18 protein-coding genes are annotated in these 14560 nt (G+C 70.9%); 13 read left to right on the top strand and 5 right to left on the bottom strand.

The window, feature by feature from the left end; translation table 11 throughout:
* Positions 1-543: 543 nt before the first annotated feature.
* Positions 544-1926, top strand: coding sequence for a DUF5685 family protein (locus ABZ939_RS15205; RefSeq protein ID WP_361853941.1), 1383 nt, complete (start codon positions 544-546; stop codon positions 1924-1926).
* A 56-nt stretch (positions 1927-1982) separates the two neighbouring features.
* On the opposite strand, the gene ABZ939_RS15210 is transcribed toward ABZ939_RS15205, so the two are convergent.
* Positions 1983-2150 (bottom strand): hypothetical protein, encoded by a 168-nt coding sequence (locus tag ABZ939_RS15210; protein ID WP_361853944.1) that lies wholly within the window; start codon positions 2148-2150, stop codon positions 1983-1985.
* Positions 2147-2371: a hypothetical protein gene (locus tag ABZ939_RS15215; RefSeq protein ID WP_361853947.1), complete on the bottom strand. Its 225-nt coding sequence runs from the start codon at positions 2369-2371 to the stop codon at positions 2147-2149. The genes ABZ939_RS15210 and ABZ939_RS15215 overlap by 4 nt, the downstream gene beginning before the upstream one ends.
* A 158-nt stretch (positions 2372-2529) precedes the next feature.
* Here ABZ939_RS15215 and ABZ939_RS15220 point away from each other — a divergent pair, with 158 nt between their 5' ends.
* From ABZ939_RS15220 to ABZ939_RS15240, 5 genes are all read left to right on the top strand, one after another.
* On the top strand, positions 2530-2730 hold the full coding sequence (locus ABZ939_RS15220) for a hypothetical protein (RefSeq protein WP_361853950.1): 201 nt from the start codon (positions 2530-2532) through the stop codon (positions 2728-2730).
* Positions 2731-2836: 106 nt separating this feature from the next.
* The gene (locus ABZ939_RS15225) at positions 2837-4243 is read left to right on the top strand and encodes a rhodanese-like domain-containing protein (RefSeq protein WP_361853953.1); all 1407 of its coding nucleotides are present in this window, start codon (positions 2837-2839) and stop codon (positions 4241-4243) included.
* A gap of 98 nt (positions 4244-4341) precedes the next feature.
* Complete coding sequence (locus tag ABZ939_RS15230) at positions 4342-4920, top strand: rhodanese-like domain-containing protein (protein ID WP_361853956.1); 579 nt, start codon at positions 4342-4344, stop codon at positions 4918-4920.
* Entirely contained in the window at positions 4917-5798 is an 882-nt protein-coding gene (locus ABZ939_RS15235; RefSeq protein ID WP_361853959.1) for a sulfite exporter TauE/SafE family protein, read from the top strand. The genes ABZ939_RS15230 and ABZ939_RS15235 overlap by 4 nt, the downstream gene beginning before the upstream one ends.
* Before the next feature lie 79 nt (positions 5799-5877).
* Positions 5878-6141, top strand: coding sequence for a metal-sensitive transcriptional regulator (locus tag ABZ939_RS15240; RefSeq protein WP_361853962.1), 264 nt, complete (start codon positions 5878-5880; stop codon positions 6139-6141).
* A 139-nt stretch (positions 6142-6280) separates the two neighbouring features.
* Here the strand turns inward: ABZ939_RS15240 and ABZ939_RS15245 are convergent, their stop codons facing one another.
* Positions 6281-7003, bottom strand: a complete 723-nt coding sequence (locus ABZ939_RS15245; protein WP_361854562.1) for an IclR family transcriptional regulator — start codon at positions 7001-7003, stop codon at positions 6281-6283.
* 183 nt (positions 7004-7186) lie between these two features.
* On the opposite strand from ABZ939_RS15245, the gene ABZ939_RS15250 reads away from it, so the two are divergent.
* From ABZ939_RS15250 to dmpG, 3 genes are read left to right on the top strand one after another with little or no spacing between them, the layout of a single operon-like run.
* A complete protein-coding gene (locus ABZ939_RS15250) occupies positions 7187-7975 on the top strand; it encodes a fumarylacetoacetate hydrolase family protein (RefSeq protein WP_361854565.1) in 789 nt (262 codons plus the stop codon).
* Positions 7976-8028: 53 nt separating this feature from the next.
* The gene (locus tag ABZ939_RS15255) at positions 8029-8916 is read left to right on the top strand and encodes an acetaldehyde dehydrogenase (acetylating) (protein WP_361854568.1); all 888 of its coding nucleotides are present in this window, start codon (positions 8029-8031) and stop codon (positions 8914-8916) included.
* Positions 8913-9932, top strand: a complete 1020-nt coding sequence (gene dmpG, locus ABZ939_RS15260) for a 4-hydroxy-2-oxovalerate aldolase (RefSeq protein WP_361853965.1) — start codon at positions 8913-8915, stop codon at positions 9930-9932. The genes ABZ939_RS15255 and dmpG overlap by 4 nt, the downstream gene beginning before the upstream one ends.
* Before the next feature lie 133 nt (positions 9933-10065).
* On the opposite strand, the gene ABZ939_RS15265 is transcribed toward dmpG, so the two are convergent.
* The gene (locus ABZ939_RS15265) at positions 10066-12258 is read right to left on the bottom strand and encodes a SpoIIE family protein phosphatase (RefSeq protein WP_361853968.1); all 2193 of its coding nucleotides are present in this window, start codon (positions 12256-12258) and stop codon (positions 10066-10068) included.
* A 140-nt stretch (positions 12259-12398) separates the two neighbouring features.
* On the opposite strand from ABZ939_RS15265, the gene ABZ939_RS15270 reads away from it, so the two are divergent.
* The 4 genes from ABZ939_RS15270 to ABZ939_RS15285 all read left to right on the top strand — a co-directional run bounded on the left by ABZ939_RS15270 (position 12399) and on the right by ABZ939_RS15285 (position 14069).
* Positions 12399-12650, top strand: a complete 252-nt coding sequence (locus tag ABZ939_RS15270) for an antitoxin MazE7 (RefSeq protein ID WP_361853971.1) — start codon at positions 12399-12401, stop codon at positions 12648-12650.
* Positions 12651-12654: 4 nt separating this feature from the next.
* The gene (locus ABZ939_RS15275; protein ID WP_361853974.1) at positions 12655-13032 is read left to right on the top strand and encodes a toxin Doc; all 378 of its coding nucleotides are present in this window, start codon (positions 12655-12657) and stop codon (positions 13030-13032) included.
* A gap of 186 nt (positions 13033-13218) precedes the next feature.
* Entirely contained in the window at positions 13219-13770 is a 552-nt protein-coding gene (locus ABZ939_RS15280; RefSeq protein WP_361853977.1) for an HPP family protein, read from the top strand.
* A gap of 113 nt (positions 13771-13883) precedes the next feature.
* Positions 13884-14069 (top strand): CsbD family protein, encoded by a 186-nt coding sequence (locus tag ABZ939_RS15285; RefSeq protein ID WP_361853980.1) that lies wholly within the window; start codon positions 13884-13886, stop codon positions 14067-14069.
* Positions 14070-14093: 24 nt separating this feature from the next.
* On the opposite strand, the gene ABZ939_RS15290 is transcribed toward ABZ939_RS15285, so the two are convergent.
* Positions 14094-14471, bottom strand: coding sequence for a RidA family protein (locus ABZ939_RS15290; RefSeq protein WP_361853983.1), 378 nt, complete (start codon positions 14469-14471; stop codon positions 14094-14096).
* Positions 14472-14560: the final 89 nt, after the last annotated feature.

A 14560-nucleotide genomic window follows, 5' to 3' on the forward strand; every position in this document is an offset into this window, starting at 1 on the left:
CACCCAGGCCTCCGTCGTGCTGTCCTTGATGGTCTTCGCGATGGGCGTCGGCTCGCTGCTCGCCAAACGGCTGCGCTGCCGTGCCGCCGTCGGCTCGCGGCAGACCGCAACTCCACCACGAACTCATGGCACGAGGCGTAACGGTCCTGAGGGGATTTGGCCAGCGCCTAGCCATCACAGCATCGACCCAAGGCCCGATGGCCGGGGATGCCTGGCCCCGGGACTGCCCGACACGCCGCTGAAGCCGCGGGGGAGAGTGCGCTGAGCAGGGGGGATGCGCCGAGCTCGCGCGGTCGCTGACGATGCCGGAGGGGGACCTCCTCCTTGCGGGGGCGTTTTGGTTGTTCGGCACGCAACGACCTCGGACACTGGCGTACTTGTCTCCGCAGACACCCCTCGGAGGGGACCCTCTAGGATGTCGGCCGCGCGTCGATGTCACATCTCGTTGACGTCGCGCGCGGTCGTGCCTCATGTGCAGTCTCGCGTCGGTGAGCCGTGCGGCTGGATGTGTCGGGGTAGGTGTTCCTGCGGGGGAGAGCTTCGGTGTTCGGAATCATCAGGCCATGCCGTCATCGTCTGGGCGAGGGCTTGCGTACCGAGTGGATGGCGCATCTGTGTGGGCTGTGCCTGGCGTTGCGCAGCGAGTACGGGCAGTTCGCGAGGGTGGCCACCAACTACGACGGCCTGATCATCTCGGTGCTGACCGAAGCGCAGTCGGAGCGTACCGGGGACTGGCGGCGAGCCGCCGGTCCGTGCCCGCTGCGCGGGATGCGGTCGGCGGACGTGGCGCAGGGTGAGGGTGCGCGGCTGGCGGCGACGGTGTCGCTGGTGCTGGCCTCGGCGAAGATACGTGACCATGTGGCCGACGGCGACAGCCTGTTGGGGCGCCGCCCGGTGAGGCCGGCGGCACGCCGGATCGCCCGCGGCTGGGATCGTGCGGGCGCCGCGGGCGGCGAACGACTCGGCTTCGACACCGCGGTGCTGCTCGGGGCGGTCGAGCGCCAGCCGGAGGTCGAGCGGTCGACCGGCCCCGGTGGTTCGCTGCTGACGGTCACGGAGCCCACGGAGACGGCAACCGCAGCCGCCTTCGCGTACACCGCAGTACTCACGGACCGCCCGGCCAACGCCGAACCGCTGGCGGAGGCCGGCCGTCTGTTCGGTCGACTGGCGCATCTGCTGGACGCGGTGGAGGACCTGGACTCGGACGAGGCGTCCGGCGCGTGGAACCCGATCGCCGTGACCGGCGCGGACCGCGCCGAGGTGCGCCGGCTCTGCGACGACGCCGTCCATGGCATCCGACTCGCCCTGTCCGAGGCCGTGTTCGTCGACGGACGGCTGGTGGGGGCGCTTCTGGGCGACGAGTTGGAGCGTGCCGTCGATCGAGCCTTCGACCCTCGGCATCGTCACCATCAGCACCGCCGCCAGGCGCGGGGCCCGCGCATGCTGCCCTGGCTGGGACGCCGTACGGCGACGGAAACGCCCTCGGAGAGCGGCACGGGCACGGCGTGCGGCGTCGGCGTGCTCGCGGGCGCGGCCCCGGCGGACGGGCCGATGGCGTCGAACCGGCCGCCGGAGGGGCAGTGCCGGCGGTGTCGTGAGTGGCGCCGGCTGTGCGGCGATTGCAGGTTGTGCTTCAACTGCTGCCGCTGCAACGAGGACGCCGGTCAGGACGACAGCGAGCCCTTCCAGTTCGGCGACGGCAACCGCAGCGGCGGCTCGAGCCGGGACGGTTCCGGGGGTGACGGCTGGTTCGGTGGTTCGGGAGGCGGCAACTCCGGCGGCTCCACCGGCGGTTCGGGCGGCGGTCATGGCTCCGGTGGCTCTGGTGGCTCTGGTGGCTCTGGTGGTTCCGGCGGTGGTTCGGGTGACGGCTGCGGCGGTGGCTGCTGCAACCCGTGCAAGTGCTGCTGCGACTGCTGCGACTGAACGACGGACATGCCGGGCGCGTCCCCCGGCGGTGAACCGGGTGCGGGAGCTTCTCGTCACAGTGCGTGTCGACGACGGCCACCTGGCCCCGGTTGAGAAATCGGTACGGAATCCCTGCCGACACCCACATCGTCTTCCCGGTCGCGGACCACGTCCTTGATGGCTGCCAGGAACTCGTCCCGGCAGCCGGAGACGGCCTGCACGGACACGGTCAGCGCGATCACGCGGGATGCTCCTGTCGCACGGCGGGGAAGCGGGGGACGGCCGGCGGTACGCCGGTGTCGTCGGCGATCTTCGCCGACGAGGCCCAGGTGGGCTCGACGACCGTGATTCCTTCCGGGCGCAGCCGCTCGGCGGTATGCGCCTCCGGCTCACCGGGGACGAAGATCTCGGCCGTGCCCGGGGCGGCGGGGGTGGAGTTGGATTCCTCGATCAGGGCTTCCATCCGCGGGCGAACCTGCTGGTAGCCCGGGCCGTGCCCCTCCTCATCACTGTCCTGCTCATCGCGAGGATACCCAGGGGGGTATTTGACTTCGCTCCATACGTCGCCTTACGGTCGATGCGTAAATACCCCAGGGGGTATCGAGAGCGAGGGATACCTCGATGCGTGACGTAGGTCTGGACGACTTCGCGGCGGAGATCGCGCACGTCGCGTTCGTCGTGGGCGTTCGCGAGTCCGACGAGTGCATGGCGGGCCATGTACCGGGCGCGCGCAGCGTGCCGCTGTCCGAGCTCGGCGCCGTGGTCAGTGACCTGCCGGGCGGCCGGCCGCTGGTGAGTGGCACGGCTGTTCTCACCGCCTGAACGCTCGGGCCGTCCACCCGCCCGGAACCCGTCACGCCGGGCGGGCAATCGCTCTGCCTGCCCGCACCCGCCTCCGGGGTGCGTGTTTCCTCATGAAGGGATTGCCGTGTTCTTCACCCAGTACTACCTCGACTGCCTCTCTCAGGCGTCGTACATGATCGCCGATGAGAAGACCGGCCTGGCCGTCGTCGTCGACCCGCGCCGGGACGTCTCCGAGTACCTGGCCGACGCCCGGGCACACGGCTTCACCGTGGTCGGCGTCATCAACACCCACTTCCACGCCGACTTCGTCGCCGGGCACCTGGAGATGGCGGACGCGACCGGGGCCTGGATCGGCTACGGCTGGCGGGCCGAGACCGAGTACCCGATCCGCAAGCTCGCCGAGGGCGAGCGGATCTCTCTCGGCGACGTCACCCTGGAGGTCATGGAGACGCCGGGGCACACCCCGGAGTCGATCAGCGTGCTCGTGTACGAGCACGCCGAAGACCCCGTTCCGTACGGCGTGCTTACCGGCGACGCGCTGTTCATCGGCGACGTCGGCCGTCCCGACCTGCTCGCCTCGGTGGGCGTGACCGCCGAGGACCTCGGCGCGATGCTCCACGACAGCGTGCAGAGCAAGCTGATGGGCCTGCCCGACGAGGTCCGGGTCTTCCCCGCCCACGGCGCCGGCTCCGCCTGCGGCAAGAACCTGTCGACGGCGAAGCAGTCGACCATCGGGGAGCAGCGGGCCACCAACTACGCGTGCGCGCCGATGGGCCGGGAGGAGTTCGTCGCGCTCGTCACCGCCGGCCAGGCCGCCGCACCCGGCTACTTCGCCCACGACGCGGAGCTGAACCGCAAGGACCGGATCCGCTACGACGCTTCCGCAGCCCCCAGGCCGCTGGCGCTCGCCGAGTTCGCCGCGCTGCGGGAGGCGGGGGCGGTCGTCGTGGACGCCCGCTCCCCGCAAGAGTTCGCGGCCGGGCACGTGCGCGGGGCGGTGAACGTGCCCGCCGACGGGCGGTTCGCCGAGCAGGCCGGAACCGTGCTCGACCCGGCCGACGCATTGGTCGTCGTGGCTCCGCAGAACCGAGAGGAGGAGGTCGTCACCCGGCTCGCCCGGATCGGCTTCGACCGGGCGGTGGGCTACCTGCGCAACCCCGAGCACGCCCTGGAGGAACTGGCGGGAGCGCTCTTCCCCGCCCGCCGGGTCACCGCCGCGCAGCTTCGTGCCGCCCTGGCGGAGGACAACCCTCCCGTCGTCGTCGACGTCCGCACCTGCGGCGAACGCGAGGCGAACGGCTACATCGAGTGCGCCCTGCACATCCCGCTCAGCGAGCTCCCGCGCCGCACCGAGGAACTCCCCGCCGACCGGCCACTGGTCGTGCACTGCGCGGGCGGCCACCGCTCCTCCGTCGCGGCGAGTCTGCTGCGCCACCGCGGCTTCGAGGACGTCTCCGACCTCCTCGGCGGACACGCCGCCTGGGCACTCGCGGCGGAGCCGGCCGGCGCGACCGTGCCTGCCGGCCCCTGACCGGCGCTCCCCCCGCGTCCCCCGTCCTCGTCGACCACATGGGCCCCGCACGCCCTCCCGTATACCCCCCTGGGTATTTTCTTCGCAATGGAGCCACCATGAGCACCACCCCCACGCCCTCCATCACCCCTGCCGGGCTGCACCGGCTCGTCCAGGAAGGGCGCGCGCCGCGCCTGCTCGACGTGCGCACCCCCGGAGAGTTCCGCACGGCACACATCCCGGGCTCGTACAACGTGCCCCTCGACACCCTGCGCGAGCACCGGGCCGAGCTCCTCGCCCACCTCGACGAGGACGTCGTGCTCGTCTGCCGCTCCGGGACCCGTGCCGCCCAGGCCGAGCAGGCCCTGACCGAGGCCGGCCTGCCGAACCTCCGCGTTCTGGAAGGCGGCATCGTCGCCTGGGACTCGGCCGGCGCGCCCGTGAACCGCGGCCCCGAACGCTGGGACATGGAGCGCCAGGTCCGGCTCGTCGCGGGCTCCCTCGTCCTGGCCACCGGTCTCGCCGGCGTGTTCGTGCCCGGCGCGCACCTGATCGGCACCGCGGTCGGCGCCGGGCTGACCTACGCGGCCGTCAGCAACACCTGCGCGATGGGCGTCCTGCTCTCCAAGCTCCCCTATAACCGGGGTCCGCGTTCCGACATTCGCACGGTGATCGCGGAGCTGCGGAGCACGTCGTGACCGCGCTCATCGTCGCCGCCTCCCTGCTCGTCGGCGTCAGCCTCGGCCTGCTGGGCGGCGGCGGTTCGATCCTCACGGTTCCGATCCTGGTCTACCTGGCCGGTCAGGACACCAAGGAGGCGATCGCCATCTCGCTGTTCGTGGTGGGCGTCACGAGCCTGGCCGCACTGGTGCCCCACGCGCGGGCCCGCAGGGTCCGCCGGCGGACCGGACTGTTCTTCGGAGCGTTCAGCATGGCCGGCGCGTACGGGGGAGGCCGACTCGCCGAGTACGTGCCCGGCACGGTGCTGCTCGCCGCCTTCGCGCTCATGATGCTCGCCACCGCGGCGGTGATGATCCGGCGGCCCCGGGGCGACCGCGAGCGGCCGCGGCCCGCGTACGGCGAGCTGAGGCTCGGGTACGTCGCGGTGGGGGGTCTCGTCGTCGGCGCGGTGACCGGACTCGTGGGCTCGGGCGGAGGCTTCCTCGTCGTCCCGGCCCTGGCGATCCTCGGCGGACTGCCGATGGGCGTCGCGGTCGGCACCTCCCTGCTCGTCATCGCGATGAACTCCTTCGCCGGACTCGCCGGGCATCTCTCGGGCGTGACGATCGACTGGCGCCTCGCCCTGACCGTGACGGTCGCCGCGGTGGCGGGCAGTCTCATCGGCGGCCGGCTCGCGGGCCGCATCCCGCAAGGCGCGCTGAGGACCGCCTTCGGCTGGTTCGTCGTCGTCATGGGCGTCTTCGTACTCGCGCAACAACTCGACACCGCCGTGTGGATCCACCCGGCCACGTGGGCGGCCCTCGGGGCCGCACTGACCGCCGCGGTCGCCGTCCGGCTGTGGAGGGCTTCGCGGCGGCAACCCGCTCTCGCGGCGCAGCGGCGTTCCGCACCATAGAAGGGTACGAAGAGAACTCTGTCACCCTCTGATTGATACCCGAGGGGGTATTCTTGGCGGTTGGTTAAGGAGGATCTCCATGCAGGTGGACGAAGAATCGGTACGGCCAGTCCTCAACCGCCTCCGGCGCGCTCAGGGGCAGTTGGCGGCTGTGATCGCCATGGTGGAGGCGGGCCGCGACTGCAAGGACGTCGTGACCCAGCTGGCCGCGGTCTCCCGCGCCCTGGACCGCGCAGGGTTCAAGATCGTGGCGAGCGGAATGCGGCAGTGCCTCGCCGAAGACTCCGACGAACCGCCCATGTCGCAGGACGAGCTGGAGAAGCTCTTCCTCGCCCTCGCCTGACCCCTTCGCCCGGCCGACACGCGAAGTTGAGGAATGCGCCCGGGGCCCACCAGGTCGGCCGGTCGGCCTGGCCCCGGGCGCTGTGCGCGACGACCCGATCTGCGGTGGCGCCCGTCACGCCTCCGCGGCAGCGTCTCGGTCAGCCGCCGCCCCGCAGCACGCGCGACAGGCCGAGCGCCGCGGTTCGCACGGCCGGGGCCAGTTGGGCGGGGCGGAAGCGCTCGCGCGGTACGGCGACCGACAGGGCGGCGACCGTGGTGCCGCCGGCGAAGACGGGGGCCGCGATGCAGCTCACGCCGAGGACTGCCTCCTGCTCCTCGTAGGCAAGACCTGAGACCCGGATCTTCTCCAGGGCCATGCTCAGGCGCGCCGGGTCGGTGATCGAGTGGGCGGTGAGGCTGGGCAGCGGCCGGGACAGCAGCTCCTCGGTCAGCTCGTCGCCGGAGAAGGCCAGCAGGGCCTTCCCGACACCCGTACAGCTGAGCGGCAGGCTGCCACCGATGCGGGAGGGCAGCTGCAGGGCCTCGTGACCATGGATGCGTTCGAGGTAGACCACCTCCAGCCCCTCGCGGATGCCCAGATGGACAGTTTCGCGGGTGGCCTCGAACAGGTCCTGCAGGAAGGGCAGGGCCGTCTCCCGAAGGTCGAGGCGGTGCGGGACGAGCGAGCCCAGCTCGAAGAGCTTCGCGCCGAGCCGGTATTGGGGGCCCGAGCGCTCCAGCCAGCCCAGACCCACCAGATCCGCCGCCAGCCGGTGCACCGTCGGCTTCGGCAGGCCGGTGCGCTCCGAAAGTTCCGACAGGCGGTACGGTCCGCCGCTCGGGCTGAAGCTTTCGAGGATGAGCGCCGCCTTCTCCAGCATGCTGCCACCCGCATTGTTCCGTGTCACGGAACAATGTTTGTCCCTTCGGGAAGGCCATGTCTATATCGGAGTCAACCCGCTGCTCCTTCCTCCCTGGAGGCATCCGTGTCGACCGACCCCGGCCCCGACCCCGGCCCCGACGCCGACCCCGAGGGCGTCCGCCCGGACGCGGTACCACCGGCCGTGGTCAAGGCCGCCGACCTGCTGGCGGAGGCCGCCCGTACCGGCGCCGCCTGCCGACCGGTGCGCGAGCTGTTCGACGAGGGCGGTGATCTCAAGACCGCATACGCCGTGCAGCAGCTGAACGTCCGGCGCGGACTGGACGCGGCCCGCCGGATCGTCGGCCGCAAGATCGGCCTGACCTCCGCAGCCGTCCAGCGCCAACTCGGTGTCGACCAGCCCGACTTCGGCGCGCTCTTCGCGGACATGGCCGTCCCGGACGGCGGCGAGGTGCCCGCCGGTGGACTGCTCCAGCCGAAGGTGGAGGCCGAGGTCGCCCTGGTCCTCGGCCACGATCTGCCGCATCGCGCGTGCACGGTCGTCGACGTGCTGCGCGCGGTCGACTTCGCGCTGCCCGCACTGGAGATTGTCGACAGCCGCATCGCCGGCTGGGACATCTCCCTCGTCGACACCGTCGCCGACAACGCCTCCTGCGGCCTGTACGTCCTCGGAGCAACCCCGGTACCTCTCACCGCCGTCGACCTGCGTGCCGTGACGATGACCATGACCCGCAACGGCGAGACCGTCTCCGAGGGAACGGGCGCCGACTGCCTCGGCAGCCCGCTCAACGCGGCCGCCTGGCTGGCCTCGGCGCTCGCAGAGCGTGGCGACCCGCTGCGCGCCGGTGATCTCGTACTGACCGGGGCCCTGGGCCCGATGGCCCCCGCCGCCCCCGGCGACGTGTTCGAGGCCCACATCCTGGACCTGGGCTCCGTACGGGTCCGGTTCGCACCGGAAGGAGACCAGCAGTGAGCAGCAGGACCAAGGTGGCCGTCATCGGCTCCGGCAACATCGGCACCGACCTCATGATCAAGATCCTGCGACTGTCGGACAGCCTGGAGATCGCCGCGATGGCCGGCATCGACCCGGACTCCGACGGCCTGGCACGCGCCCGCCGCCTGAACGTCGCCACCACCCACGAAGGCGTCGAAGGACTCACCAGGCTGGACGAGTTCGCCGACATCGAGATCGTCTTCGACGCGACCTCGGCCGGCGCCCATCGCCACCACGACGAGGTGCTGCGCCCGCTGGGCCGCACCCTCGTCGACCTCACTCCGGCGGCCATCGGCCCGTACGTCGTGCCGCCGGTCAACGGCGACGCCCATCTCGACGCCCCGAACGTCAACATGGTCACCTGCGGCGGCCAGGCCACGATCCCGATCGTCGCCGCGATCAACTCCGTCACACCGGTGCACTACGGCGAGATCGTCGCCTCCATCGCCTCCCGCTCCGCCGGGCCCGGCACCCGCGCCAACATCGACGAGTTCACCGAGACGACCTCGTCCGCCATCGAGCGGGTCGGTGGCGCGGCCCGCGGCAAGGCGATCATCGTCCTCAACCCGGCCGAACCGCCGCTGATCATGCGGGACACCGTGCACTGCCTGGTCTCCGACTGCGCCCCCGAGGCGGTCACCGCGTCCATCGAGGAGATGGTCGGCCGCGTCCAGGCGTACGTACCGGGCTACCGCCTCAAGCAGAAGGTGCAGTACGAGAAGGTGGCGTCCGACGACCCCCTGCGCGCACTCGCCTCGGGCGCGGACGAGGCCCTCAAGATTTCCGTCTTCCTGGAGGTGGAGGGCGCCGCACACTACCTCCCCGCCTACGCCGGAAACCTCGACATCATGACCTCGGCCGCACTGCGCACCGCGGAGCGCATGGCCGCCCACCGCACCACAGAGAGGGCCGTGCGATGACCCGCCTGTACGTTCAGGACGTCACCTTGCGAGACGGCATGCACGCCGTCCGCCACCGCTACACCGTCACCCAGGCACGTGCCATCGCCGCCGCCCTGGACGCCGCCGGAGTGGCCGCCATCGAGATCGCCCACGGCGACGGACTGGCCGGCTCCAGCATCAACTACGGCGTCGGCGCCCACACCGACTGGGAGTGGATCGAAGCCGTCACGGACGTCACCGTCAACGCCGTACCGACCACGCTCCTCCTCCCCGGCATCGGCACGCTGCACGACCTCAAGCAGGCACACGCGTTGGGAATCCGCTCGGTGCGCGTCGCCACCCATTGCACAGAGGCCGACATCTCCGCCCAGCACATCTCCGCCGCCCGTGAACTGGGCATGGACGTCGCCGGCTTCCTGATGATGTCCCACATGGCCGAACCGGCCGAACTCGCCCGCCAGGCCAAGCTCATGGAGTCCTACGGCGCCTCCTGCGTCTACGTCACCGACTCCGGCGGCCGCCTCACCATGGACGACGTCGGTGAACGCTTCCGCGCCTACCGCGACGTACTGAACCCGGAAACGGAGATGGGCATCCACGCCCATCACAACCTCGCCCTCGGCGTCGCCAACAGCGTCGTCGCCGTCGAGCACGGTGCCGTACGCGTCGACGCGTCCCTCGCGGGGCAGGGCGCGGGGGCCGGGAACTGCCCGCTGGAGGCGTTCATCGCCGTCGCCGACCTGAGCGGCTGGGACCACGGCTGCGACCTGTTCCCGCTCATGGACGCCGCCGACGATCTCGTACGACCGCTCCAGGACCGCGAGGTACGCGTCGACCGCGAGACCCTCAGCCTCGGCCATGCCGGCGTGTACTCCAGCTTCCTGCGCCATGCCGAGACCGCCGCCGCCCGGTACGGCCTCGACACGCGCAGCATCCTGGTCGAGGTCGGCCGGCGCCGCATGGTGGGTGGCCAGGAGGACATGATCACCGACATCGCCCTGGACCTGGTCGCCCGCGCCGAGAGCACGTTCTGAAGGCGCCCGTGCGGTGGGTCATTCGTGGGGTGAGATCTGCGGATCTGCGGAACCGTCTCCGGAGCGACGCCGTCGAGCACGACGTGAGCCGAATCCGGTCCGGACGGTGCTCCCGCGCGATCGGGGACTCCTGTTAAAGGGAGATCAGCTCCGGCAGTCCGGCAGAAGGGAATGCGTCGGATTCGCTCAGCTCGGCCCAGACCGTTTTGCCGTGCCGAGAGTGGCGCGTTCCCCAGCGTCCGGCGAGCTGGGCCACCAGGAGCAGGCCGCGGCCACCCTCCTCGAAGACACGGGCCCGGCGCAGGTGCGGGGTGGTGCTGCTGCCGTCGGAGACCTCGCAGATGAGGCTGTGGTCGTGGATCAAGCGCAAACGGATGGGGGGCCGGCCGTAGCGGATGGCGTTGGTTACCAGTTCACTGACCACCAGTTCCGCGGTGAACTCGAGTTGCTCGACGCCCCACGCGGCGAGCTGCCGGGAGACGTTCGACCGGGCTCCGGCGACGGCGGCGGGGTCCGCGTCCAGGTCCCAGGTGGCGACCTGGGAGGCTCCGAGGGCGTGGGTGCGGGCCAGGAGCAGCGCGACGTCGTCCTCCGGGCGGGTCGGCAGCATGGCCTCCAGCACCTTGTCGCAGGTGACCTCCAGGGAGGGATCTGACTGGGCGAGGGCGTGTCGCAGCGCGGCAAGGCCGCTGTCGATGCCGCAGTCCCGGGTTTCGATCAGCCCGTCGGTGTAAAAGGCGATCACGCTGCCTTCGGGCAGCTCGAAGTCCGCCGCCTCGAACGGCAGACCTCCCAGACCCAGTGGTGGGCCGGGCGGCAGGTCGAGGAGTTCGACGGACCCGTCCGGGGTCACCACGGCGGGAAGGACATGCCCCGCGCGCGCCATGGTGCAGTGGGTGGAGACGGGGTCGTAGACCGCGTACAGGCAGGTTGCGCCGATGTCGCCGCCGGCTTCCTCGTCCGGGTCCCTGCCCGGGTCGGTGGAGGCTTCGGCGGACAGACGGATGACGACATCGTCCAGGTGCGTGAGGAGCTCGTCGGGCGGCAGGTCGATGTCGGCCAGCGTTCGGACCGCCGTCCGCAGGCGGCCCATGGTGGCGGCGGCATGGATGCCGTGGCCGACCACGTCCCCCACCACGAGGGCGACACGGGCTCCGGACAGCGGGATCACGTCGTACCAGTCGCCCCCCACGCCTTCCTCACCGCCGGCCGGCAGGTAGCGACAGGCGACGTCCATGGCGGACTGTCGCGGCGTGTGCCGCGGGAGCAGGCTGCGTTGCAGGGTGAGAGAGGTGGCGCGCGCGTGCGTGTAGCGGCGGGCGTTGTCGACGGCCACCGCGGCCCTGGCGGCGATCTCCTGGGCGAGGAGCAGATCCTCGTCGTCGAAGAGGTCGGGGGTGCTGTGACGGAAGAACTGCGCGACACCCAGCGTCGTGTCCCGGGCGCGGAGCGGCACCACCAGCATCGAGTGGAAGCGGTCGTCACCGATGGCGAGGTCGGTACGAGGTGCCGCCGTACCGGCGGAGGGGCCGGAGCCGTCGAGGTGGTGCCGGGAGGGCTGCCCGGTGGCCAGGGCGCGGGCCGGCGGCGATCCGTCCTGATAGGTGTGGAGCTGCTCCGGTCGGACCGTCGGCTCCGGGGTGTCGTCCCCTATTGACCGCAGGGCGACCCGGCGCAGTTCGAGCGGGCCGACCGCCGGTGTGTCGTGTCCGTGGAACTCGGAGTCGAGCAGGTCGACGGTGACGAGGTCGGCGAAATGCTCGACGGCGACGTCCGCCAGTTCCTGGGTGGTGCGGGCGATGTCCAATGTGGTCCCGATACGCATGCCCGCTTCGCTCACCGTGGCCAGCCGCCACTGGAGTCGAAGATCCCGTTCCTCCTGGAACGCCATGACGCCCCGCTCGGACGTGCGGTCCACGTACCCCGTCATCAGTGCGACCAGCCTGCGCGATGCCGCTCCGATCAGCTCGGCATCGTTCGTCAGCCGGGGCATCTCTTCGAGCATTCGGTCGAGAATGACCCCCTGTCCGAGCCGGAAGGCCCGCAGCATCGCGGTGACCGGTGCGCCGTGGCGCGCCAGCAGACGTGCGCGCTCGATGTCGGCGGCCGGAGGTTCGACGTCTCTCGGTTCGATTCCTTGCTCGAGGCCGAACAGAGCGGTGAGCACGTGGTCGGCGACGTTCTCCCTCGCCATGACGGTCGGGCCTTGCCAGAGCTCGGGGACGTCACGACGCAGGCGCTGCTCCACTTCATGGACCAGTCGGTCCGCACTCAGACTGAGCTCCCGGGCCGCACGGGCCACGAGGCTGTTCGCGGTGTCCACCATTAAGACGTTACGCCGCGTACCCGCCTGCCCATCGTCAGGAGGGGCTCGGTCCACCCCGGCGGCCAGGGGCCGCGGCAGGCCGGAAACAGGGCGGGCGAGGGGGTGGTCACGGCTGTATGCGGTGCTGCATACTCGACTGTATGGCAGACACCTCCGTCAGGATCGACGACACGACACGTGACCGGCTCAAGGCCCTCGCCGACGACGCCGGTCTGTCCCTGAAGGATTACCTGGCGCGGGTGGCCACGGAGAAGGAGCACGACAAGCTCCTGGAAACGGCCACCGCCGCGTTCCGCCGCGCCACGAGTGCCCCGGGCGTCATGGACCGGTTCGACGCCGACTTCGGCGGACTCCCGTCGGTGTCCAAGCGCGAGACGTCGCGGGCGGCCTGAACCGGTGAGACTGCTTGTCGACCACCGATGGCTGCTGGACCGTCAAGAGGACATCCTCCGCGGTGACCTCACCGTCACCGACTTCTCCGTCCTGGTCGGCATGGCCGTCCGCCACCGGGTGAACACCCCGCATCTCGACCAAGCCGACCCGGACGCCTTCTGGCGCGCCGCGGTGTTCCTGGAGGAGTGCGTGCTCCTGCGCCCGCTTCCCGCCCGGAACGAGCTCTACGGGTACGGCATCGCCATCGCCTACCTGGAAGCGTCCGGCCACCGCGTGGACACCGCGTACGAGCCGTGGCGCGACCTGATCAACGACATCAAGGCGCTACGGCTGAACTCGTACGACATCGCCGATCGCCTGAGGTCCTGGCGCACCTCGTAGGCCCCGTGACCGCAGGCCCGGCCCCGCCGCCGACGTCTTCTACAAGTTGTATAAGGTCGTGTGCGTCTGTGCTTGCCCCATCGAGGCGGGCACAAGCCTGGCCGACTGTCGACCACAGTGAGCCGTGCGAGGACCCGCCCTCGCGTCTTCCTTGATCACAGCCGCCTGCACCTGGAATTCCTGCACATGAGTACCGACGCCGCCCTGCGCTCCGACGTCGACCCATCCGAGCCGAAGACAGCACGACCCGCCAAGCTCCTCCGGCCTCCGGCACGGCCCGCGCCCGGTGCCGCACTCCACAGCATCAGCGGCGCGACCGCCGTTCTCCTGGGGCTCGTCGCGATCGGCGCCCTCATCCACGAGCCCGTGCTGATACCGCCGCTGGCCGCGAGTGCCGCTCTGGTGCACAGTGCCCCGACCCTGCCCCTGGCCCAGCCGCGCAGCGTGATCATCGGCCATCTGCTGGGCAGCGCGGTCGGCTTCGGCGTTCTCGCGGCGGTGGGCAGCAGCGCGTGGGCAGCAGCCGTCGCGGCCGGCATCACCCTGGCAGGCAACATCGCGGCGCGCACTCCGCACTCCCCGGCGTGCGCCACCGCAGTGGTCATCGTGCTCCAGACCCCGGACCCCGTCCGGTTCCTGCCGCTCCTTCTGGGCGCGGCCGTCCTCCTCGTCCTGACCGGGTACGCCGCCTCTCGTATGCGACGCGGGGCGCCGAGGTATCCGGCCTATTGGTGGTGACGCCGGCCTGGATCGGGCGCGACGGCGGACGCCGACAGGCCTCGGCAGGCACCACAGCCGGGCCGGATCTAGCGTGGACGTGCGGCCGATCCGTCGACGAAGGGATCACGGGCATGAACAGCGCCATGGACAAGGCCAAGGGCAAGCTCAAGGAGGTCGCAGGAAAGATCACCGGAAACGAGCGACTCGAGGCCGAGGGCAGGACCGACCAGGCAAGGACCAAGATCCGCGAGACGATGAAGAGCGTTCGCGAACGCGCCGAGGGCATCAAGGACTCGCTCAAGCGCGAGCACTCCTGACGCGAGCCGACCCTGTGCCGGGCGTCAGCCCGCGGCGATGACCTCGATTTCGACGAGCCATTCGCTGGTGAGCGTGGTGGCGACGATCGCGGTGGTCGGTACGGGCCTGCCGCCCAGCGCAGCCGTGCGGGCGGCGGCGTTGGCCTCGGCGTAGGCCGGGTCACGCAGGTAGCTGGTCAGGCGCACGATGTTGTCGACCGTCATGTCGGCAGAGGCGAGGATGACGCGGATGTTCGACCAGATCAGGTCGAGCTGCTCCTCCAGACCGGCCCCGGGCTTGCCGGCCGGGTCCAGGCCCATGGTGCCGGCGACGAACAGCAGCCGTGCGGCGCCTCGTACTTCCATCGCGTGCACATAGTCGTCGGTGGCCGCGTAGACGCCTTCGGTCGGATTGTGGGGCATGAGTTCCATCGACTGCCTGCCTCGTTCTCTGGGACGGACGCGCACGTTCGAGGACCGATCATCAGGCACGCTCGGGGCGCAGGGGAAGC

The organism is Streptomyces sp. NPDC046712, assembly GCF_040645695.1.
GTDB lineage: Bacteria > Actinomycetota > Actinomycetes > Streptomycetales > Streptomycetaceae > Streptomyces.

Excerpts from the sequence above, each read along its gene's own strand:
- ABZ939_RS15265 (WP_361853968.1), bottom strand. The coding sequence starts at position 12,258 with ATGGTGGACACCGCGAACAGCCTCGTGGCCCGTGCGGCCCGGGAGCTC.
- ABZ939_RS15255 (WP_361854568.1), top strand. The coding sequence starts at position 8,029 with ATGATCAAGATCCTGCGACTGTCGGACAGCCTGGAGATCGCCGCGATG.
- ABZ939_RS15230 (WP_361853956.1), top strand. The coding sequence starts at position 4,342 with ATGAGCACCACCCCCACGCCCTCCATCACCCCTGCCGGGCTGCACCGG.
- ABZ939_RS15285 (WP_361853980.1), top strand. The coding sequence starts at position 13,884 with ATGAACAGCGCCATGGACAAGGCCAAGGGCAAGCTCAAGGAGGTCGCA.
- ABZ939_RS15220 (WP_361853950.1), top strand. The coding sequence starts at position 2,530 with ATGCGTGACGTAGGTCTGGACGACTTCGCGGCGGAGATCGCGCACGTC.
- ABZ939_RS15215 (WP_361853947.1), bottom strand. The coding sequence starts at position 2,371 with ATGGAAGCCCTGATCGAGGAATCCAACTCCACCCCCGCCGCCCCGGGC.
- dmpG (WP_361853965.1), top strand. The coding sequence starts at position 8,913 with ATGACCCGCCTGTACGTTCAGGACGTCACCTTGCGAGACGGCATGCAC.
- ABZ939_RS15280 (WP_361853977.1), top strand. The coding sequence starts at position 13,219 with ATGAGTACCGACGCCGCCCTGCGCTCCGACGTCGACCCATCCGAGCCG.
- ABZ939_RS15245 (WP_361854562.1), bottom strand. The coding sequence starts at position 7,003 with ATGCTGGAGAAGGCGGCGCTCATCCTCGAAAGCTTCAGCCCGAGCGGC.
- ABZ939_RS15270 (WP_361853971.1), top strand. The coding sequence starts at position 12,399 with ATGGCAGACACCTCCGTCAGGATCGACGACACGACACGTGACCGGCTC.
- ABZ939_RS15240 (WP_361853962.1), top strand. The coding sequence starts at position 5,878 with ATGCAGGTGGACGAAGAATCGGTACGGCCAGTCCTCAACCGCCTCCGG.
- ABZ939_RS15290 (WP_361853983.1), bottom strand. The coding sequence starts at position 14,471 with ATGCCCCACAATCCGACCGAAGGCGTCTACGCGGCCACCGACGACTAT.